Source organism: Caloranaerobacter sp. TR13 (assembly GCF_001316435.1).
GTDB lineage: Bacteria > Bacillota > Clostridia > Tissierellales > Thermohalobacteraceae > Caloranaerobacter.
The window spans coordinates 310,986-332,305 of the sequence record NZ_JXLL01000001.1 but is presented as its reverse complement, the minus strand read 5'-3'; the positions used below and the strand labels follow the sequence as shown (position 1 = coordinate 332,305).

Here is a 21,320-nt window from a genome sequence, read left to right as displayed (position 1 = left end):
TTATTTTCTCCAATTTTTAAATTTATTACTTGTTTTTATTTTTAGCATTTACATGCTCATTAAAACTTCTAGAAAAAGTATGACTTCCATCTTTATTAACTACAAAAAACATGTAATCAACATTAGCCGGTTCTACAGCTGCTTCTATTGATTTTAAACCAGGGGATGCAATAGGCCCTGGTGGAAGACCTTTGTACAAATAAGTATTATATTTAGAATCAATCTTTAAATCATCGTAAGTTAAGTTTTCCTTTCTTTCTCCTAATACATATTGAACTGTAGCACACGATTGTAATAACCAACCTTTTTTTAATCTGTTGTGAAATACAGCTGATATTAAAGGTCTTTCGCTATCTAGTTTAGCTTCTCTTTCTATAATCGATGCTAGAGTAATTACTTCATTCATCGTTAAATTCAGTTTTTTAGCTTTATACTTTATTTTATCATTATAAACTTGTTCAAATCTAGCTAACATTTTGTTAATAATCTCTTCTTCTTTTGCATCTTTGTAAACTTCATATGTATCAGGAAATAGATAACCTTCTAAAGTTGACCCTTCTGGAAGTTCTTTAAGAAAGTCAAATTTCTTTTTAAATAATGATACATTATTACAAAGCTCTAAAAATCTTTCTTTATTAACTAAATTCTGTTTACTAAGCTTTTCTGCAATCATTGATAATTCATAACCTTCTGGTATTGTAAATTTCACAGTCTTTTTAGGGTTGCCTTTAACTAAAGCATCTATAATCTGATACAAATCCATCTTTTTATTTAGTGAATATTCACCTGCTTTTAATTTTCCATCAACTTCTTTCATTCTAACAATAATTTTAAAAATGTATTTATTTTTAATTAATGAATTTTCTTCTAGTATATCTGCAATTTTTGCAGTAGTACTACCTGAAGGAATTTTTATAGTAATATCATAAGAAACACCTTCACTATCTACAGGTTTCATTTGCTCTTTTACATAAATAAAACCTACAGTTGCAATTATAATAATAGCTAAAATTAAAAATGTTAAACCTAATTTAATCCCTTTATTTCTACTTTTAATTAGGGCTTTAGCCATAGCCTGTCCCCCTTTTATTTTGCTCTTCTAATTATATAATTTTACGCTTATTTTTACAAGATATAATAATAATTTAGTAAAAATCTTTGTTTTATTTACTAAAAAAAGCGGATAAACCGCTTTCAAATTGTAGATAAACTTAAAGCTAGTAAATCACTTTATATAAATTTTTTTATTGTTCTTTCATAAACATACAAGACAACATTTCCAAACAATCCTACGGCAATTAATTCACCTAAAGCAATTGATGCAACTGTCGGCCAATAAGGAACATTAAAGAAATAAGAAACCCATAACGAAACAATTAATCCATTTAAAATAACAGGAGGTAAAATTCCTAGAAATTTATTAGGCATTTTACTTGTTAATAATGCAGCAATTAGCGTAACTAAACTTCCACCTATAATATCTATTAACCCAAAACCTGAAGTGAAAGTTAGAATTAGATTTGCAATAAAACATCCAACAAAAACGCCAGGTATTGCAGCTGTTTCTACTAACGGTAATAATACTAACGCTTCTGCTATTCTTATTTGTATAGGCCCAAAAGCAAGTGAACCAAATGGTATTTCTAAAGCCACAAGTATAACATATAAAGCAGCAATCACACTTGCTTTAGTTAAAAATCTTGTATTCATTAGAAACCTCCTTTGTTATCTTATGTTATCTTCAATTCCCAAATCTATATTTATAGATTCTCCTAAAATTTTATAAATATCACTCATCATTTGCCCAAATCTCATTTCTGCCATAAAAAATTCACGTATTACAGGATTACTCATAATTATCTCTTCTATCTTTTTAAGTTGTTCTAATTTTTCTTGAGATACTTCTTTACCTGTCATCTGCTCCATTTGAACTTCCATAGTTTTTTTTCTAAAATCAATAACCATTTCTCTTGTTTTTTCGTTTGCAAAAACCTTTTCTTGTTTTCTTAAATATTCTTTATACTCATCTGAATTCTTAATTGCTCTAGCTAAATTATGCGCTGCATCATAAACATTCATCAAACCACTCCTTGTAAATTAAATTTTACTATACAATTCATTATATGTATACAAATAATATAGGTTATTATATAAAATTTGAAATTTACAAATTTATTAATATCGGAACTAAAACTGGTACCGCTGAAGACAAAATCACTCCTGTAACAAATGCAATTATTGAAATACTTGCATTAGTTGCTTTTGTAATTATTGGTAGTGATGTATCCATAGCAGTAGCACCTGCAGGGGCAATACTTTCTAAATCACCAATATATTTTACAATGAGAGGTATTGATATAAATGCTATAATTTCTCTTATCACATTAGACATAAATGCTAATGCTGCAAGTTCAGTCGAATAACTAGACAGCAATACAGATGATAAACTATACCATCCTAATCCTGCACCTACTGCCCCAGCTTCATTATATTCCATCCCAATTACTATACCTCCTAAAATACTTCCTAATATACTTCCTAGAATAATCATAATAGGAATTAAAATCAACTTAAATCCAATTTTTTTTACTCTTGTTAACGATTCTTTATTAAAGCCAATTTCTATACCTACTAAAAACAGTAATAAACATAAACCTAAATCTATTACCCAACCTGTGTAACTAAAAAAACTGCTTGGTAACCCAAAACGTCCTAAAGCAACCCCCAATGCTATTACTACTATTATACTATAACTCACTTTCTGATTCCCCTTTGGAAATAGAATTATAAATAAACCTCTTAACCAGCTTCACAAATATAATACTAAATATAACAGATAGTAATGACAGAATAAAAGCTTTAATACCTAAGCTAAATAAATTATTTAAAACTTTTTCATCCATTCCAATTCTTATTCCCATAAATAACAATAATAAAAACAAACTTAAATACTGTAATTTTTGTATGAATACTTTATTTTTACTACTAATAATTCCTCTAGCACCTATAATGAAACCAATAAAAAGTAAAACTAAATATAAAATAAATCTACTAAGCAAATCTCCCACTCCTATATATAAAATTAGCAAAATGCCGCAGCAATAAGCCACGACATTAAACTTCCATTATGATAGGTAAAATCATAGGATTTCGTTTTATTTTACTGTATAAAAAGTTTCTTAACTCATCTTTAATATTAGCTTTTAAAGTAGCCCAATCAGTAATATGATTTTTTTCACATTCAGCTAGGACAGCTCTAATTCTCTCTTTAGCCTCTTCCATCAAATCTTCAGATTCTCTTACATAAACAAAACCTCTTGAAACTATATCTGGGCCTGCTATTACCTTACCATTTTCTTTACTAATCGTTACTACTACTACGATTAATCCATCTTCAGACAGATGTTTTCTGTCTCTAAGTACAATATTACCAACATCACCTATTCCAAGACCATCTACTAAAATATTCCCTGCAGTTACTTGCTGCCCAAATTTCCCTTTATCTTTTGTAAATTCAATTACTGAACCATTTTCTGCAATAAAAATGTTTTCTCTTGACATTCCTATTTCTTCAGCTAATTGAGCATGCTGCTTAAGATGTCTATATTCACCATGTACTGGAATAAAGAACTTTGGTTTTAATAAAGTATGTATTAATTTCAACTCTTCTTGACAAGCATGTCCTGATACATGAACATCAGCTAGTGTTTCATAAATAACATCAGCACCTTTTTTAAAAAGCTGATTTATTACTTTTGCTACCATTTTCTCATTACCAGGTATTGGTGTTGCAGAAATAATCACTAAATCTCCAGGCATTAGTTCCATTTTTTTATGTTCAGAAGATGCTATCCTTGATAAAGCTGACATAGGCTCCCCTTGGCTGCCTGTTGTTATAACTACTATCTCATTATCTGGATACTTATCTATTTCATTAATATCTATTAATACACCATCTGGTAAATCTAAATATCCTAGGTCTTTTGCAACTCTAACTACATTAACCATGCTCCGACCAGATACAGCTACTTTTCTATTAAACATAATTGCTGCATTAATAATTTGCTGTATTCTGTGTATGTTTGATGCAAAAGTAGCTACAATTATTCTCTGTTTTGCTTTCATAAAAATATCTTTAAAAGTATCACCAACAGTTTTTTCTGACATTGTATAACCCGGTCTTTCTACATTTGTACTCTCAGCCATTAAAACCAATACACCTTTTTGACCTAACTCTGCAAATTTATGCAAATCAATAACTTCTCCATTTATTGGTGTATAGTCTATTTTAAAATCTCCAGTATGTACAACAATCCCAACAGGAGTATGTATTGCTAAAGAAACTGAATCTGGAATACTATGATTATTTCTTATAAATTCTATATTAAAACATCCTAGTTTTACTGATTTACCTGGTCTTACAACATTTAATTTCACGTTTTTTATATTATGCTCTCTTAACTTATAATCTACAAGACCTAAAGTTAATTTCGTACCGTAAATAGGAACGTTAATCTTTTTCAATATATAAGGTAAAGCTCCTATATGATCCTCATGACCATGTGTTAAAACTATACCTCTAATTTTCTCTCTATTCTTCAAGAGATAAGTTATATCTGGTATTACTACGTCTATTCCTAACATTTCATCTTCTGGAAATATTAGTCCACAATCAATAACTATAATATCATCATTATACTCTATTACTGTTATATTCTTGCCTATTTCAAATAGCCCGCCCAATGGAATAATTTTCAACTTGTTTAATGTCCTTTTCGACACCCTATCACACTCCTTGTTTATGTTTCTTATATAAAGCATTAACTAATATGCTATCATAATCATATTGTGTTCATTAGATATTTTAACCAAAAAAAATATATTTACTTTAATTAGTCTTCAATCTTAATGAAAAAATAAATCCCTCTATGGGATTTATTTTTTACAGTCTTTACAGTACCCAAAAAATTTCAAATTATGGTCTACGATTTTAAATTCTCCACTCTTTTCAATCTCTTCTTCTAACGTTTCTAAAAGATCTAGTTGAACTTCTATAACTTTGCCACAACTTAAACAGATTAAATGATGATGTTGGTGATCGCCACTATTAGTATTTAATTCATATCTACTACAACCATCATTAAAATTCAATTTATAAATTATATTTAATTCCTCAAATAGTTGTAAAGTTCTATAGACAGTAGCTAAACCTATCTCAGGAAATTTTCCTCTAACTTTTTCATATATTTCTTCTGGGCTTAAATGCTTTCCTTGATTTTCCAAAATCACATCGAGTATGATTCTTCTTTGTGTTGTTAATTTATAGCCCTTTTCCTTTAATTGTTCTCTTAAACTTTCTATCAAATATACCATCACTTCACCTGCTTTTCCTGTTCTATATATTAGTCTATAACTATATTATGGAAAAGTCAACAAATATGTTAATTTAAAATTTCATAAGCTTAATATAATTTAAATATGGGTTTAAATTATCTCATCTATAATAGCTTCATATACAGCTGCAGCATCATCAAACTCTGCTTTGTCTTCTATATTTACTAAAATCATATTGCCATCTTCATCAGATTCAATTCTTAATATATAAGCTTCTTCCTCTTCTTCATTAATAGGAAGCAAAACTGCATATTCCCTATCTTCAATATCAAATGTAGCAATTACCTCAAATTCTACTTCGTTACCTTCTTCATCAATAAGTATTATTGTCTCTTGTTTATCTTTCATACTTATCACCTTCCTAATTTTTTATTTTATCTAAATAAGATTGTAGAATAAAAACAGCAGCCAATTTATCTATAACATTTTTTCTTTTTTTTCTACTTACATCTGCATTAATTAGTGTTTTTTCAGCAATTATAGTTGTTAATCTTTCATCTTCAAATAAAATATTAACTTTAAATCTTTCTTTTATTTTTTCTGCAAATTTAATAACTTTTTCACCCTGTGGTCCCAACGAATTATTCATGTTTTTCGGTAATCCAATTACGATATCGCTAATCTTATAATGATTGATAAGCTCCTCTAATTCATTCAAATCACTCTTAATGCTTTTTCTTCTAATTGTTTTTACACCTTGAGCAGTTAAACATAATGGATCGCTAACCGCTACTCCAATAGTTTTATCACCAACATCAAGCCCTAATATCCTTCTCATACATACCTCCATTATATTACTTTTATACAAAACTCTGGACATGCTGCTGCACAATATCCACAAAAAATACATTTACTCGTAACTGCAGTAGCTTTACCTTCTAAAATCTTAATTCCACCATGCCTACATGTTTCAACGCATTTTTCACAGCCTATACACCAATCCTGAACTATAAGTTTTCTAGCTTTTTTACTCAATTTCTCCTTTAAAAACTTTGGTATATTCCCTTTTTGTAATAAGTGAACATTTGCATCAACTTCGTCAATTGATTGCATTCCTATAGCTATCGAATGAAGATGTGGAATATTTTTGACATATTCAAAAGCTTCCTCTACTCTATTTATCAAATGCCCACCACCTAAAGGTTTCATTCCATATATGCCAACACCTTTTTCATACGCTTTCTTTATTGCATCAATCATTTCTTCTGAATTTCCATCTTGTATTCCTAAACCAAATTTATTAATTATAGGATGTATAACTTCTATCTCGTCAAATTTCAATGAATCTAACACACCTTTTACTCTATGTGTAGAAATTCCAAAGGCTCTTATCAATCCTTTTTCTTTAGCCTTTAAAAAATATTCTATTGCCTCATAATGCCCTCGGATTGTATATTCACTCTCTTGCTCATGTAATAGGAAAATATCAATATAATCTGTTTCTAATTTATTCAGCGCATTATAAAGGCTTCTCTCTGCAGTTTCTCTTGAATAAGAATAAGATTTTGTTGCTATAATATACTTTTCTCTTGGTATAGTTTTTAGTGCTTCCTTAATATATTCGTAATTGTTATATAATTCAGCTGTATCTAGAAAATTAATTCCACACTCATAAGCATATTTTATTATATTAGCACCTATCTTAATAGGTAAATTAGCTTGAAGTGGTCCAATTGTTAAAGAGCCAAAGCATATTCTTGATACCTTAATATTAGTTTTGCCAAGATTTCTATATTCCATTACGTCACGTCCTCAATTTCTGATATATTTGTAATACTACTATATATGTTAAAGCAGTTACAGTTAATAAAAGTATTAAAGCTGCTATAACAACTCCAGAATCATTCAAAAATAATCCAAAAATTGCACTAAGTATTAAGCATTTAAGTGCAAAAGATATATTTTTATTTCTAGTTAAGAAATTTTTTATAATACTCTTTTGGGTTATTAGTAAAATCATAAATAACATTACATTTATTCGAAGTGACTCACCCCAAATAGAGACTTTAAACAGTTTAACATTCATAAGTAATTTTCTAATTATTATATTATAAATATAGTTAACATCTCCACTTAATATCTTATTAATAAAACTATCTATATGCGTTGTATTATTGCCCATTATAGTGTTAGTAACAGTAAATATAGAAATAACAGCTAATGCCACTAATAACATTTTTACAATATTAGAATAATTCTTTTCTACTTCAAAAGAATCATTAAATATTATATAAATTAATATAAATACTAAGATCAAGCTGCCGCCTAAATTTGCTCCATAATTTGAACTTATTAATAAATATGTATTAACGATAAGTAGTATAGATAGAAATAGTTTGTTTGGTTTATTTTTAAATACAAAAGCTATTGCAGTAAACAATGAAAAAATTAGAATACCTACTAACTCATTACCTATTCCATAATATCTAGCACCTATTATTGGATCATATCCAATAATAGACGTTTTAGCTAATTCACAATTTGTAAAAAGGTCTATTAGAATTGTTATGTAAGTTAAAACACCAATTAACTGCAGTCTATATTTAGAATTAAAAACTAAAACTAAAATTAGTATGAAAAAAGATATTATACTTATATATTTTATATATTTCCAAGTATCCATTATATTGTAACTTGATACAAATAAAAAGACAAGAGGCATAATAATTATTAACATAAGTATTGATTGAATAATCCTTAATAGTTTTTTAGTTTGTATCCTTCTAAACAACAATATAAAAATTATAATCATTATAAAAATCATTTCGCAAATTACATATAATTTTAAAGACTGTTTTCTAATATTTGAAATGAATTTTATTTTATAACTTAGTTGTTTAACATATGCTAAATTATTATTATACTTTTTAAATTCAATAAAAGTACCAGTAAAACCTTTGTATTTAATACCTAAATATTTTGTAATTGAAGGAGCAATATCTATATTAGATACAATACCTTTTCTTTTTGTAGTTTTTGAAAATAAAACTCCTTTAGGTATTCCATCCCCCCAAAATATTAAAGGTGTTAATTCACTAGCATTTTTTATCTTGTCGTCTCCCATATTGGGACTTATTATTATAAGTCTTGTTGTATTTCTATCAATGCTATTTACTAAATCTCCTATGAACTCATCAGCTTTTTTTAATATTTTTCTTCTATGTAAAAAATACATTATATCTGCTAAATTATCTTTATAAAAATAGAGCCTATCTAGGTCACCCGTTTCTATAATTACTAATGAAGCTTTATCATTTAGATTTTTTATTTCTGTTAATACTTTTTTATAGTCAGTTCGTATTCCATATGGATATGAATCATCTTTAATTAAAATGTTATCTACATTGCCATAGTCTATAAGTCCTCTAAAATCAGTAGCAATTAAACAATTTGTCCTAATAATAGTATCAGCAGTATCTGAATTTCCAAATACTGCTGTTTTTAATCCTTTTTTATGTAAAGCGTAACCTAACGCTCCTATTTTTGCATTAAATTTATTCTTATTATTTAATTTATTAAGTTTTATTATTTCAGTATTAATAATTTGATATTTCTTTGGTATAATTCCTAATCTTCTTTTATAAATATTTGATATGTTATTTTTTAAATTATAACTTTTTGAATATTCATATGTTGCACTAACTCTTCCAGAAGCATTAATAGTAGCATATGATCCTGCCCCTTTATATCCATAAAAACCTTTTGTATTCATTATTCCTATACTTCCGTCTTCAATTAAAGCATTTAGGTTGTCCATATATTCCAAATCTTCAAATATTAGTCTATTTAAAACTATCATAACTACTTTTTTGCGTTCATTAGACTCAGAAATAGAAAAATTTTTTTCACATATAATTAATACAACAACTATAATCAAAATTTTAAACAAGTTCTTCTTTAGTATATCTAACAAAGCAATCGCTCCATTTTACTTTTCTAAATAGTTTCTTAATAATTCTTCTAATAATTCATCTCTTTCTAACTTTCTAATTAAAGTTCTTGCATTTTTATGACTTGTAATATAAGTAGGATCACCAGAAAGTATATAACCTACCATTTGATTTATCGGATTATATCCTTTCTCTTTCAAGGCATTGTATACACTTTCAATTATCTTTCTAGCTTCAGTAATATTATCCTTTTCTACATTAAACTTTACAGTGTGATTTATTATCTCTTTCACAACAGCACCTCCCTTTTATTTATATCATATATTCTACAATTATATACATATTCCTTTAAATTTATAATTTCTATGGTGAAAACCTGACCCGTAAAGGGTCAGGAGTACTTGTCTAAAAATTATTATAATTGTTCTTTTACTATATCTACTACTTTTGATAAAGCAATATCTATTTTAGATACATCTTTTCCACCTGCTTGGGCCATATCTGGTCTGCCGCCACCTCCGCCACCAGTTTCTTTAGCAACTTCTCTAATTATATTTCCTGCATGTATTCCTTTTGAAACTAAATCTTTTGTAGCCATTGCAACAAACGAAATTTTGCCATCTTTAACTGAACCTAAAATAACTAAAACAGAGTTCATCTTATCTTTAATTCTATCACCTAATTGTCTTAGTTCATTCATACCCATATCATCTATTCTTTTAACTATCAGACTTATTCCATTAACTTCAATTTTTTCATTAATAATATCATCTACTTTTGAACTTGCTATTTTTGATTTAAGATTATTAATTTCTTTTTCCAATAATTTATTTTCTTCAATTAAATCTTTTGCTTTTTCTATAACTTCTTTTTTATTTGTTTTAAGTACCTCTATTAATGAATTCATTTTCTTTTCCATGTCATTTAGATATTCAAAAACTTTCATGCCTGTTATTGCTTCTATTCTTCTTATACCTGATGCTACTCCACTTTCACTTACAATTTTGAACATACCAATTTGACTTGTATTATTAACATGAGTACCACCACATAATTCCAGAGAATAATCACCCATTTTCACAACTCTAACTTTTTCACCATATTTTTCATCAAACAAAGCTACTGCCCCCATTTTAACAGCCTCATCTAAAGAAACCTCAAAAGTTTCTACATTTAACGATTGTAGAATCTTCTCATTAACTAATTTTTCTATTTCTACAAGTGTATTTTTATTTAATCCTTCAAAATGTGTAAAGTCAAATCTTAGTCTATCAGGATGTACTAAAGAACCAGCTTGATTTACATGCTCACCAACAATATCTTTTAGTGCCCTGTGTAAAAGATGTGTAGCAGAGTGATTTCTTGCTGCATCTAGTCTCTCTTTCTCATCTACAATAGCTTCCACTTTATCTCCTTCAAAAACTTCTCCATCTATTACGATAACTTTGTGAAGAATAACACCTTTGCTACCTTTCTTAGTGTCAAAAACCTCACATTTAAAATTATTATTTAATAATTTACCTTTGTCTCCAACTTGGCCTCCACTTTCAGGGTAAAAAGGCGTTTCTTTTAAAATTAAAATACCTTCTTGTCCTTTTTCAAGTTTTTTAATTTCTTTATTGTCTTTAATAATGCTTAATACTTCTGTTTCTAGTCTAATATTATTATATCCTTTAAAAATAGTTTTTTCTCTATTAATATAAAATCCCTCTATATCTATATCCCAAGCTTGACTATCTTTCTCAGCTCTTGCTTTTCTAGCTCTTTCACGTTGTTTATCCATTTCTCTGTTAAATCCTAATTCATCTACTGTTAAGCCTTCTTCTTCCAATATTTCCTTAGTTAAATCTAATGGAAAACCATAGGTGTCATATAATTTAAATGCACTTTCACCATCTAATCTAGTTTCTCCATTATCTTTAATCTTTTCTATATATCCTCTTAAAATATTAATACCTTGATCAATTGTTTCATTAAACTTATCTTCTTCTATATCAATTACATTCTTAATTTGAGTCTGTTTTTCTTTCAATTCAGGATAAATCTCTTTCCAGTTTCCGATAACAACACTAGATAATTTACTCAAAAATTTTCCATTTATCCCTAATAATTTTCCATGACGAGCAGCTCTTCTAATTAATCTTCTTAATACATACCCTCTTCCTTCATTACTTGGTAATACACCATCTCCTACCAAGAAAGTTATTGCCCTTATATGATCAGTAATTACCCTTATTGATGTATCACTTTTATAATCCTTTCCATAAACTACACCACTTATTTTTTCTACTTCATTCAATATACTTTTTATTGGTTCTATTTCAAAAATATTATTTGCTTCTTGAATTACTGCTGTTATTCTTTCAAGACCCATTCCAGTATCTATATTAGGGTTAGGTAAATTGTTATAATTACCATTCTCATCTTTATCAAATTGTGAAAATACTAAATTCCAAACTTCTACATATCTATCACAGTCACAACCAGGTTTACAATCATCTTTACCACAACCATACTTTTCTCCTCTATCTACATAAATTTCAGAGCAAGGGCCACAAGGTCCAACTTCTAATTCCCAGAAATTATCTTCTTTGCCTAATCTAACAATCCTATTGCTATCAATCCCTATAATCTTATTCCATATTTCAAAAGCCTCATCATCTTTATAGTAAATTGATACCCATAATTTTTCTCTAGGTATCTGTAACCTCTCAGTTATAAATTCCCACGCCCATTTAATTGATTCTTCTTTAAAATAATCTCCAAAAGAAAAGTTTCCTAACATCTCAAAGAAAGTTGCATGTCTATCCGTTTTACCTACATTTTCTATATCTCCAGTTCTAACACACTTTTGACAAGTTGACATTCTTTTTCTTGGTGGTTGTTCCTTACCTAGAAAATATGGTTTTAAAGGTGCCATTCCAGCGTTTATTAATAGTAAACTTTTATCATTTTTAGGAATTAATGAATAACTTGGTACTATAAGATGTTCTTTTTCTTTGAAAAAATCTAAAAACTCATTACGTATTTCATGCAAACCTAACTTTCTCATTTAGTTCACCCTTTCTTTAAATTTTATATTATTTAATAAAACATCCAAAACTTAATCATATGAATTATATTAACATCTTCTATTAAAATAAATTTAACAATGATTTTGTTATAATTTCTATGGATTATAAAAAAACTCGCCCCTTAATTAGGGACGAGAGAAGAACCCGCGGTACCACCCTACTTACTATAAAGTCGCTCAAGTACGATAACGGTATAACCGTAGACTTCTACTATAGTTTCAAAGTCTCAACTTAAGGGCTGCTTCAGTACACTCATCTAAATACCTTCCAGCCAAGGGTATTCTCTCTATAAGACTCGTAATACTTACTACTCCCTATCATCGTTGTTAACAATATTTTCTTAATAAGGATTATAAATAAAATATCTATTCTTGTCAATATTATCTACAATCTAATAAGTTTATTAATTATAAAGTTTATTACTATCTTTAACACTGCTGCTACAGGAACAGCTAATAAAAGCCCCCATATTCCAAAATAACTACCTCCAAGTAACAACGAAAAGATTACTACTACAGGATGTAAACCAACACTCTCCCCTACAATTTTAGGTGAAATTATCCCACTTTCAACTTGCTGAATTATAACAAATAATATAACAACCCATAGAGCTTTTATAGGGCTTTCCATTAATGCAAATATGAGTGCAGGTATTATCCCAATTATAGGTCCAAAATAAGGTATAACATTAGCTATCCCGGCTATTATACCTATTATCAATGCAAAATCAATACCTAAAATTAATAATCCAATTGTTGTAGCTACTCCCACAAAAGCAGCAACTATAAGCTGTCCTCTAATAAACTTACCTAATATCAAGTCAATCTCTCTAAATACACATAAAACATCATACCTATAAACCTTTGGAATAAATAAGATTATTTTTTTCTTAAAATAATCTTTATCTTTTAGAAAATAAAAAGTTAAAATTGGAATTAAAATAAAACTAAAAGCCTTTGAAAAAACTTGTATAATAGAATTTGTAAAGTTTTTTAGAGAATTTATTATTGTAACTTGTATTTTATCAAGATTAGACTTAACTACTTCGTTTATGCTTTGTAATTCAGGTGGTAAATTTTCGATATTTCGTGAATACTTTAAATAAAGTTCATTAAAAAAACTATAAGCATTATTAAAAAAGTTTGGTAAAATATCAATTAATTTCTTAAATTCACTTGTAAGTTTAGGAAATATAGAAAAAGAAATTACAAGTATAATTCCAATTAAAAGCAGATACACTAGAAGTACTCCTAGAGTTCGTGATATCCTTCGTTTTTCTAGGCCATTAACTAATGGATTCAAAAGATATGATAATCCTATCGCTAAAATAAACGGTGTAAATAAGCCAGTCATATCTTTAGTAATTTTATAAGTTATGTAAATAAGGAGAAATATTAATAGAGTAGTTATAAGTTTAACTATTTTTCTCTTTGATACTATAATCCGTTTAGTTGATTCTACATATTTATTCCCGATATTAACTAAAAAATAAATTATAAGTCCTAATAAACATACAATAAAAATTTCTTTCAAATAAATGATAAGATTAACTAAATTTTGCATAACAACCTCCTCATATATATAAAGGCAGCAAAGCTGCCTTATTTAAAACCATCCCATATTATCCATCATGTTAAAAAGCATTTTTTTACCTGTTTTCATTAGTCTCTTTCTTTGTCTAGGAGTCATTTTACTTGCAGCATACATTCCTGCTGTAGCACCAATTATACTGCCAGTGATAACTCCTTTCACAAATCTACCTTTCATTTTACACACTCCTTTAACTGTGTTTATAGTTAGTTTATTACTCTTTTACTGTTCTAATTCTAGCAGTTTTTTGAAATACTCCTTGTTTTTATCAAACTCTGTTTTAATTTCATTTGAAATCATTAAGGCATCTTTACCAAATGTAATACCATAGATATAAGGTAGTACATTTCTACCATCCATAATATCCTGAATTAAACCATCCGATAAAATAAACCCTAATACTTTTCCATTATCTTCGTCTATTATTATATCTTTTATTATCCCTATATTTTCTCCTGCTTCTGTTATTACATCCTCACCTATTATTTTTTTCCTTTCTTTTATTAATTCAAAAATCTCAGGTATATTTGCTGCAGATTCAATAACATTTTCTTTATTGACTATAATAGCGTCTTTTCCAACACTTATTATATTTTTATATTTTATTATTTTCGCTTCTTTAAAAACACTACCTTCATGTGTCATTAAAGCCAGAATTCTAAACTTGTTTCTTGAAAAAACCAAGTCTTTTATAACAGCTATTTTTTTTCCAGAAACTTTACTCATTACAGGTAACCCAATAAATTCACTGGCTTTTTTCACTAAAAAGACCTCACTTTATAAATTTATTTCTTATATAATTATTATTCCACAAATAATTTATAATATTTTCTTCAAAATTGTTCCACCACCAACGACAATATCACCATCATAAAATACAACTGATTGCCCTGGAGTTATTGCTCTTACAGGTGCATCAAACACAACTTTAACTTTATCTTCATCGATAGGATATATAGTAGCATCTGTTTCTTTTGCAGTATATCGAATTTTAGCCTTAACTTTTAGTGGTTTTGTAAGTTTTTCAAATGGTATAAAATTTAAATCATTCGCAATAAGTTCAGTACCAAAAACTTTTTCTGCATCACCAACAACTACTATATTTTTTTCAGGATCAATGTGTACAACATAGACTGGTTTCCCAAGTGCTAAACCTAAACCTTTTCTTTGTCCAATTGTGTAGTTAGTTATTCCTTTATGTTTTCCTAAAATATTTCCATCTGTATCTACGAAATATCCAGGCTTAATTTTATATTCAGCATTTTCTTTTATAAACTTACCATAATCATTATCCTCAATAAAACATATTTCTTGACTTTCTGGCTTTTCTGCCACAATTAAGCCTAATTCTCTTGCTATTTTTCTAACTTCTTCTTTGTTGCCAATATTACCTAATGGCATTAGTATATGTTTTAATTGTTCCTGTGTTAAATTATATAATACATAAGTTTGATCTTTACTTACTGCTTCAGATCGTTTTAATAAGTACCTACCTATTTCCTGATCATATACAATTTTAGCATAGTGACCAGTTGCAACATAGTCTGCACCAAGCGATTTAGCTCTTCTTAATAATTCTTCAAATTTAACAAATCTGTTGCAAGCTATACAAGGATTTGGTGTTCTACCTTTTCCATATTCATCTATAAAATAATTTATAACTTTTTCTTTAAAAACGTCTTTAAAATTCATAACATAGTAAGGTATACCTAAATAATTAGCAACTCTTCTAGCATCTTCAACTGCTGAAAGTGAACAACATCCACCTTCTTTTTCCATAACATAAGGATCTTTTTCTTGCCAAATCTGCATTGTAACTCCTATTACTTCATAACCCATTTCTTTTAGTAAAAATGCTGCAACTGAACTATCAACACCACCACTCATTCCTATTACAACTTTCTTTTTTTCCATAATCCACCTCTATCTATCTTCTATTTTATTAATAATATATTTTACATCAATTTTTTAAAGTATACAAATCATTTAACTTTGAAAAAAGCTACTGTTTATCAGTAGCTTCTTTTTAGTGTCCATGTGGGTCTTCATCAGGATTGAAATCTTCCAAACCCTCTATTACAATATTATTTTTCTTAGCGTAATCTAGTAGAGCTGATTTAATTGCTTGCTCTGCCAAAACTGAGCAATGCATTTTAACTGGAGGAAGTCCATCTAAAGCCTCAGCTACAGCTTTATTTGTCAATTTAACAGCTTCCTCAACACTTTTTCCTTTTATCAATTCAGTAGCCATACTTGAAGAAGCAATTGCAGAACCACATCCAAATGTTTTAAACTTAACGTCTACTATAATACCATCTTCTATTTTTAAATATATTTTCATTATATCTCCACATTTAGGGTTCCCTACTTGACCAACGCCGTCTGCATCTTCAATTTCACCTACATTCCTAGGATTCATAAAATGATCCATAACCTTTTCTGAATACATTATTTAACCTCCCTTACACTCTCATACAATGGTGACATTTCTCTTAATCTTTCTACAATCTTAACTAAATTCTCAACTACATAGTCCACATCTTCTTCTGTATTAAAATCTCCTAGTGAAAATCTCAATGAACCATGCGCTATTTCATGAGGCAATCCTATTGCAAGTAATACATGTGATGGGTCAAGAGAACCTGAAGTACACGCAGATCCACTAGATGCAGCTATTCCCATCATATCTAAACTTAATAGCAAAGCTTCACCTTCTATAAATTCTATGGAGAAATTCACATTTCCTGGTAGTCTTTTTTCTGGGTGTCCATTTAATCTTATATAATCAATTTTACTAGTAACTTCTTTGATAAGTTTATTTCTTAAATAAATTAACTTTTTATTATGCTCCTCCAAATTTTCATAGGCTAACTCCAATGCTTTTGCTAGTCCTACTATTCCTGCAACATTTTCGGTTCCAGCTCTTCTATTTTTTTCTTGAGCACCACCATGTACATAAGGATGAATTTTGACACCTTCTCTGATATATAATACACCAACACCCTTAGGGCCATAGAATTTATGTGCTGACATAGAAAGTAAATCTATATTAAGCTCATTAACATCAATCTCAATATTACCTATAGCTTGAACTGCATCAGTGTGAAAATAAATGCCTTTTTCTCTTGCTATTTTACCAATTTCTTGAATAGGCTGTATGGTTCCAATCTCATTATTAGCAAACATAATTGTAATTAAAATAGTTTTATCAGTTATTGCATTTCTAAGCTGCTCTAAATCAACTATACCAAATTCGTCTACATCTAAATAAGTAACCTCAAAACCATGTTTTTCCAAATATTCACAAGCATGTAATACAGCATGATGTTCAATCTTGCTAGTTATAATATGATTACCTTTATCTCTATTTGCAAAGGCAACCCCTTTAATAGCCCAGTTGTCAGATTCTGAACCTCCACTTGTAAAATAAATCTCTTTAGATTTAGCACCTATTATTTTAGCAACCTTCTCTCTAGCTTCGTCAATTGCTGCTCTAGATTCTCTGCCTATTCTGTATATACTTGATGGATTACCATATTTTTCTGTGAAATATGGTATCATCTCTTCTAAAACTTCCTTTTTAACAGGAGTTGTAGCAGCATAATCCATATATACATATTTCTTCATAAGAAAACCTCCTATACAACAGATAAATTTCTTTTTATTTCAACAAAATGTATCTTATACAATTTATTTAAATTGCAGAGTCTATTATATATAATACATATAACCATTGTTTTTATTCATTTTATAATGCTCATCAACCATATCTTGTAAAGTTACTGAATCAATTACATCATTTATACTGTCTCTTATCTTAATCCAAATAGTTTTTGTTACGCAAAAGTCCTCCTTATCACATTTAAAAGCTTCATCTTTAATAACACAATCAGTAGGAGCCAAATTGCCTTCTAAAGCTCTTAAAATTCTACCAACTGTTATATCCTTAGGAGGGTAAGCCAAAAAATATCCTCCCTGTGCCCCACGTACACTGTTTACAATACCTTCCTTTTTTAAAACAGAAATAAGCTGTTCCAAATAATTCTCTGATATATCCTGGCTATCAGCAATACTTTTCAGGGGAATCGGACCTTCTCCATATCTTTTTGCTAATTCAAACATTGCTTTTAAACCGTATCTTCCTTTTGTAGACAACTTCATATTATCACCTCTTTATAATCCCTAGTGAACCACTTGGAATTCTATATTAAGTATATTATAACCTACTAAATCTGTCAACATTCAAATATTTTAAAAAAAACGTAACAAAAATAATAAGGGACTATCATCCCTTAAATAACATAAGTATTAAATAGAATAATGATTGAATTTATTATTCTTAGTTTTATAATACACTGTATTATCAATAACTATACTTTTAACAATATGAATTTTACTATTTTTTAAAAAAACTGTACTGTAAATAGATGATTCCTCTACTTTAATATTTTTTATATTTACATTGTCACCGATTATAGTATATGGCTCTATTATACAATTACTTATAAAAGAGTTTTTTCCAATAAAAACAGGTCCTTTAATATAAGAATTTATTAATTTTGTATTTCTACCGATTTTAACTTTACCATATATTTTACAAGTATCATCCATATTGCCTTCAATAGCTGTATTAATTTTGTTCAAAAGATATTTATTAGCCTTAAAAATATCATCAGGTGTACCTAAATCCATCCACCATTTTTTTGTTTCATTAAACGTTACCTTATACCCATTATCTATAAGATACATTATAGCATCAGTTATCTCATATTCTCCTCTTTTAGATGGTTTTATATTTCTACAAGCTTTAAAAATACTTTTGTCAAATAAATATACGCCTGTTACTGCCATATTGCTTATCGCTCTTTTAGGTTTTTCTTTAATCTCTATTATTTTGTCACCTATAACTTTGATTATACCAATTTCTTTATCTTTTAAAGCCCTTAATAAAATAATTTTAATTTGCTCTTTTGTTAATGGTTCTAGTTTAAATACCATAGATCTAGATATTAAAGCTTTATTAACTTCAAAGTATGGATTTTCTGTAGTAGCACCTATTAGAATAATTGTCCCATTTTCAACATACGGTAATAATGCATCTTGTTGTGATTTATTAAATCTATGTATCTCATCAATAAATAGAATTGTTCTTTTATTATAAAAACCTAACCTTTCTTTTGAAATTTCGATTATTTCTCTTATATCTTTAATACCTGAAGTCACTGCGTTAAGCTGTTCAAAATGTAATTTAGTTGTGTTTGCTATGATTCTTGCAAGAGTTGTTTTACCAGTACCTGGTGGACCATGTAAAATTAGAGAAGTTAACTTATCAGCTTGAATAGCTCTATACAATAATCTTCCCTTTCCAACAATATGTTCTTGTCCAATAAATTCTTCTAAAGTTTTTGGCCTCATTCTCTCTGCAAGGGGACTTTGCTTTTTTAACGAGTTTTCTGCATTTAAAGTAAATAAATCCAAACTACCACACCCCTAATTTTTTATCAAAATATTATATTGAAATTTCCAATTTAAAATGAATTAAAAAAATTCCTTTAAAATACATATTTATACATTTCCCCACTTAATTAGCGTCTAATAATGTTATATATTAATAGTATATAACATTATCTTTATTTTTTTAAGTTAAGTTATACAAACTTTTAATATAACTTATTTCCTTTTTCAAACCCTCATATATACCTGTTCTTTTATCTAACGTAATAATATCTTTTAATTTCTCAACTGAAGCATAAGTAATAATCTGCTCTTCTATTATAGGCTCAATATATTTAACTATAGCCTTTTTGTTGAGTAGCTTCTCAATAACTTTAATAGATTCATTTACACTTAAAGTGACTCCACCACCAACATTTATTATCTCATTTTTTAAATTTAGATCTAGTAAATTTAGTATTATTTCGCAAATATCCTCTACATAAATAAAATCGCGTCTCTGTTCTCCATCTCCATATATACAAATTTCTTCTTCCTTTATAATTTTTTTAATAAAATTATGAAATGCCATATCAGGTCTTTGTCTAGGCCCATAAACTGTAAAAAACCTTAATATAGATACATCAATATCATATACTTTACCATAATAATGGCATAAAGTCTCTCCTGCTAGTTTAGTAACACCATATAAAGAAATAGGTTTTGGATTGTGTAATTCTGACATTGGTAATGTATCATTATCTCCATATACTGTTGAAGAGGAAGCATAGATTAATTTTTTAACTCCTTTATTTTTAATTGCATCTAGCATTCTTTGTGTCGCAGTAATGTTATATTTTATATATTCGTCAAAATTTACTTCACTACATGTAGTTACACCTGGTATATCAGCAAGATGTATAATACAGTCAATTTTTAGACCTTCTATAAGTTTGACTATATTTGGCTCTAAAATATTATATTCTAAAAAAACAAAATTTGGATTTCCTAGGCAATATTTTAAATTATATTCTTTAATCCATCTTTCATAATTGTTGTAAAAATTATCGATACCTATAACCTTATATCCTTTTTCTAATAATAACTCACATAAATTGCTACCTATAAAACCTGCTGCACCTGTAACTAAAATCATATAAAAAACCCCTTTCATCTTTATATAATTCAATATATGATGAAAGAGGTACAGTTGTTATTTAATATATTTTAAATAATAATAAAGTTTATAATTACTTTTAATTAATACTACATATATTCTATTGGGTCTTCTATTCCAGCTTCTTCAAAACCTTTTAGCCTCAACACACAGCTATCACATACCCCACATGCTTTTTCTTTTCCATTATAACAACTAGTTGTTAAATGATACGGCACACCATACTTTGTACCAATTTTTATTGTTTCTGCTTTTGATAAATTTATAAGAGGAGCAACTATCTTTATTGATTTACCTTTAACTCCTGCAGCTGTACCAACATCAACTACATTTTGAAAAGCCTTTATAAATTCTGGCCTACAATCAGGGTATCCACTATAATCAACAGAACTCACACCTATAAAAATTGCTTCTGCACCAATTACTTCTGCATAACCTAAAGCATAACTCAAAAACAAAATGTTTCTAGCTGGTACATAAGTAACTGGAATTTCTCCATCCCCTTTATATTCAGGTACATCTATATTTTTATCTGTAAGCGCACTACCACCTACATTATCTAATGAAATAATCTTGTGTTCTTTCACATTATAATACTCTGCTATCTTTTTTGCAGCTTCTAATTCTCTTCTATGTCTTTGTCTGTAGTCAAAAGAAATAGGATATAATTCATACCCTTCTTTCTGAGCAATTCCCATACAAGTAGTACTGTCTAAACCTCCTGAAAGCAAAATAACTGCTTTTTTCATATTCACATCCTCC

At 28.3% G+C, this 21,320-nt stretch carries 23 protein-coding genes and 1 other annotated feature; all 23 genes read right to left on the bottom strand.

The annotated features are described in order from the left end of the window. Positions 1-25: 25 nt before the first annotated feature. Positions 26-1,072 carry an endolytic transglycosylase MltG gene (mltG, locus tag TR13x_RS01555; RefSeq protein ID WP_054870122.1) on the bottom strand — a complete coding sequence of 349 codons (1,047 nt, stop codon included), beginning with the start codon at positions 1,070-1,072 and terminating at the stop codon, positions 26-28. A 158-nt stretch (positions 1,073-1,230) separates the two neighbouring features. Then, on the bottom strand, positions 1,231-1,710 hold the full coding sequence (locus tag TR13x_RS01550; RefSeq protein WP_054870121.1) for a QueT transporter family protein: 480 nt from the start codon (positions 1,708-1,710) through the stop codon (positions 1,231-1,233). A gap of 15 nt (positions 1,711-1,725) precedes the next feature. Then, entirely contained in the window at positions 1,726-2,079 is a 354-nt protein-coding gene (locus TR13x_RS01545; RefSeq protein ID WP_200905800.1) for a YlbF family regulator, read from the bottom strand. An 85-nt stretch (positions 2,080-2,164) separates the two neighbouring features. Then, positions 2,165-2,758: a lysine exporter LysO family protein gene (locus tag TR13x_RS01540; protein ID WP_054870119.1), complete on the bottom strand. Its 594-nt coding sequence runs from the start codon at positions 2,756-2,758 to the stop codon at positions 2,165-2,167. Continuing rightward, on the bottom strand, positions 2,748-3,059 hold the full coding sequence (locus tag TR13x_RS01535) for a LysO family transporter (protein ID WP_054870118.1): 312 nt from the start codon (positions 3,057-3,059) through the stop codon (positions 2,748-2,750). The genes TR13x_RS01540 and TR13x_RS01535 overlap by 11 nt, the downstream gene beginning before the upstream one ends. Before the next feature lie 55 nt (positions 3,060-3,114). Continuing rightward, entirely contained in the window at positions 3,115-4,782 is a 1,668-nt protein-coding gene (locus TR13x_RS01530; protein WP_255351294.1) for a ribonuclease J, read from the bottom strand. Between the two features lie 153 nt (positions 4,783-4,935). Beyond that, positions 4,936-5,373: a Fur family transcriptional regulator gene (locus TR13x_RS01525; protein WP_054870116.1), complete on the bottom strand. Its 438-nt coding sequence runs from the start codon at positions 5,371-5,373 to the stop codon at positions 4,936-4,938. Between the two features lie 111 nt (positions 5,374-5,484). Then, complete coding sequence (locus TR13x_RS01520) at positions 5,485-5,742, bottom strand: DUF1292 domain-containing protein (protein ID WP_054870115.1); 258 nt, start codon at positions 5,740-5,742, stop codon at positions 5,485-5,487. A 13-nt stretch (positions 5,743-5,755) separates the two neighbouring features. After that, positions 5,756-6,172 carry a Holliday junction resolvase RuvX gene (ruvX, locus tag TR13x_RS01515; protein WP_054870114.1) on the bottom strand — a complete coding sequence of 139 codons (417 nt, stop codon included), beginning with the start codon at positions 6,170-6,172 and terminating at the stop codon, positions 5,756-5,758. Positions 6,173-6,183: 11 nt separating this feature from the next. After that, the gene (locus TR13x_RS01510; protein WP_054870113.1) at positions 6,184-7,134 is read right to left on the bottom strand and encodes an aldo/keto reductase; all 951 of its coding nucleotides are present in this window, start codon (positions 7,132-7,134) and stop codon (positions 6,184-6,186) included. A 4-nt stretch (positions 7,135-7,138) separates the two neighbouring features. Continuing rightward, positions 7,139-9,307, bottom strand: coding sequence for a hypothetical protein (locus TR13x_RS01505; protein ID WP_054870112.1), 2,169 nt, complete (start codon positions 9,305-9,307; stop codon positions 7,139-7,141). 15 nt (positions 9,308-9,322) lie between these two features. Then, entirely contained in the window at positions 9,323-9,568 is a 246-nt protein-coding gene (locus TR13x_RS01500) for an IreB family regulatory phosphoprotein (RefSeq protein ID WP_054870445.1), read from the bottom strand. A 131-nt stretch (positions 9,569-9,699) separates the two neighbouring features. Further along, positions 9,700-12,336 carry an alanine--tRNA ligase gene (gene alaS, locus TR13x_RS01495; RefSeq protein ID WP_054870111.1) on the bottom strand — a complete coding sequence of 879 codons (2,637 nt, stop codon included), beginning with the start codon at positions 12,334-12,336 and terminating at the stop codon, positions 9,700-9,702. Between the two features lie 146 nt (positions 12,337-12,482). After that, positions 12,483-12,688, bottom strand: a binding site (T-box leader). A 54-nt stretch (positions 12,689-12,742) separates the two neighbouring features. Further along, positions 12,743-13,921: an AI-2E family transporter gene (locus tag TR13x_RS01490; protein WP_054870110.1), complete on the bottom strand. Its 1,179-nt coding sequence runs from the start codon at positions 13,919-13,921 to the stop codon at positions 12,743-12,745. Between the two features lie 42 nt (positions 13,922-13,963). Further along, complete coding sequence (locus tag TR13x_RS11010; protein ID WP_152912089.1) at positions 13,964-14,125, bottom strand: YtxH domain-containing protein; 162 nt, start codon at positions 14,123-14,125, stop codon at positions 13,964-13,966. Positions 14,126-14,170: 45 nt separating this feature from the next. Next, the gene (locus TR13x_RS01485; RefSeq protein WP_054870109.1) at positions 14,171-14,710 is read right to left on the bottom strand and encodes a PRC-barrel domain-containing protein; all 540 of its coding nucleotides are present in this window, start codon (positions 14,708-14,710) and stop codon (positions 14,171-14,173) included. A gap of 57 nt (positions 14,711-14,767) precedes the next feature. Then, the gene (gene mnmA, locus TR13x_RS01480; protein ID WP_054870108.1) at positions 14,768-15,862 is read right to left on the bottom strand and encodes a tRNA 2-thiouridine(34) synthase MnmA; all 1,095 of its coding nucleotides are present in this window, start codon (positions 15,860-15,862) and stop codon (positions 14,768-14,770) included. A gap of 112 nt (positions 15,863-15,974) precedes the next feature. Next, positions 15,975-16,400, bottom strand: a complete 426-nt coding sequence (gene nifU / locus TR13x_RS01475; RefSeq protein ID WP_255351299.1) for a Fe-S cluster assembly scaffold protein NifU — start codon at positions 16,398-16,400, stop codon at positions 15,975-15,977. Beyond that, a complete protein-coding gene (gene nifS, locus TR13x_RS01470; RefSeq protein WP_054870106.1) occupies positions 16,397-17,575 on the bottom strand; it encodes a cysteine desulfurase NifS in 1,179 nt (392 codons plus the stop codon). Before nifS ends, nifU begins: the two co-directional genes overlap by 4 nt. A gap of 84 nt (positions 17,576-17,659) precedes the next feature. After that, complete coding sequence (locus tag TR13x_RS01465; RefSeq protein WP_054870105.1) at positions 17,660-18,109, bottom strand: Rrf2 family transcriptional regulator; 450 nt, start codon at positions 18,107-18,109, stop codon at positions 17,660-17,662. A gap of 147 nt (positions 18,110-18,256) precedes the next feature. Then, positions 18,257-19,426 (bottom strand): sugar phosphate nucleotidyltransferase, encoded by a 1,170-nt coding sequence (locus TR13x_RS10875; protein ID WP_082394737.1) that lies wholly within the window; start codon positions 19,424-19,426, stop codon positions 18,257-18,259. Between the two features lie 160 nt (positions 19,427-19,586). Further along, a complete protein-coding gene (locus tag TR13x_RS01455; protein ID WP_054870104.1) occupies positions 19,587-20,537 on the bottom strand; it encodes an NAD(P)-dependent oxidoreductase in 951 nt (316 codons plus the stop codon). 110 nt (positions 20,538-20,647) lie between these two features. Next, on the bottom strand, positions 20,648-21,307 hold the full coding sequence (gene queC / locus TR13x_RS01450; RefSeq protein WP_054870103.1) for a 7-cyano-7-deazaguanine synthase QueC: 660 nt from the start codon (positions 21,305-21,307) through the stop codon (positions 20,648-20,650). Positions 21,308-21,320 lie beyond the last annotated feature (13 nt).

Excerpts from the sequence above, each read along its gene's own strand:
- TR13x_RS01550 (WP_054870121.1), bottom strand. The coding sequence starts at position 1,710 with ATGAATACAAGATTTTTAACTAAAGCAAGTGTGATTGCTGCTTTATAT.
- TR13x_RS01545 (WP_200905800.1), bottom strand. The coding sequence starts at position 2,079 with ATGAATGTTTATGATGCAGCGCATAATTTAGCTAGAGCAATTAAGAAT.
- TR13x_RS01520 (WP_054870115.1), bottom strand. The coding sequence starts at position 5,742 with ATGAAAGATAAACAAGAGACAATAATACTTATTGATGAAGAAGGTAAC.
- TR13x_RS01455 (WP_054870104.1), bottom strand. The coding sequence starts at position 20,537 with ATGATTTTAGTTACAGGTGCAGCAGGTTTTATAGGTAGCAATTTATGT.
- alaS (WP_054870111.1), bottom strand. The coding sequence starts at position 12,336 with ATGAGAAAGTTAGGTTTGCATGAAATACGTAATGAGTTTTTAGATTTT.
- queC (WP_054870103.1), bottom strand. The coding sequence starts at position 21,307 with ATGAAAAAAGCAGTTATTTTGCTTTCAGGAGGTTTAGACAGTACTACT.
- TR13x_RS11010 (WP_152912089.1), bottom strand. The coding sequence starts at position 14,125 with ATGAAAGGTAGATTTGTGAAAGGAGTTATCACTGGCAGTATAATTGGT.
- TR13x_RS01490 (WP_054870110.1), bottom strand. The coding sequence starts at position 13,921 with ATGCAAAATTTAGTTAATCTTATCATTTATTTGAAAGAAATTTTTATT.
- TR13x_RS01525 (WP_054870116.1), bottom strand. The coding sequence starts at position 5,373 with ATGGTATATTTGATAGAAAGTTTAAGAGAACAATTAAAGGAAAAGGGC.
- ruvX (WP_054870114.1), bottom strand. The coding sequence starts at position 6,172 with ATGAGAAGGATATTAGGGCTTGATGTTGGTGATAAAACTATTGGAGTA.
- TR13x_RS01465 (WP_054870105.1), bottom strand. The coding sequence starts at position 18,109 with ATGAAGTTGTCTACAAAAGGAAGATACGGTTTAAAAGCAATGTTTGAA.
- TR13x_RS01510 (WP_054870113.1), bottom strand. The coding sequence starts at position 7,134 with ATGGAATATAGAAATCTTGGCAAAACTAATATTAAGGTATCAAGAATA.
- mltG (WP_054870122.1), bottom strand. The coding sequence starts at position 1,072 with ATGGCTAAAGCCCTAATTAAAAGTAGAAATAAAGGGATTAAATTAGGT.
- nifS (WP_054870106.1), bottom strand. The coding sequence starts at position 17,575 with ATGAAGAAATATGTATATATGGATTATGCTGCTACAACTCCTGTTAAA.
- mnmA (WP_054870108.1), bottom strand. The coding sequence starts at position 15,862 with ATGGAAAAAAAGAAAGTTGTAATAGGAATGAGTGGTGGTGTTGATAGT.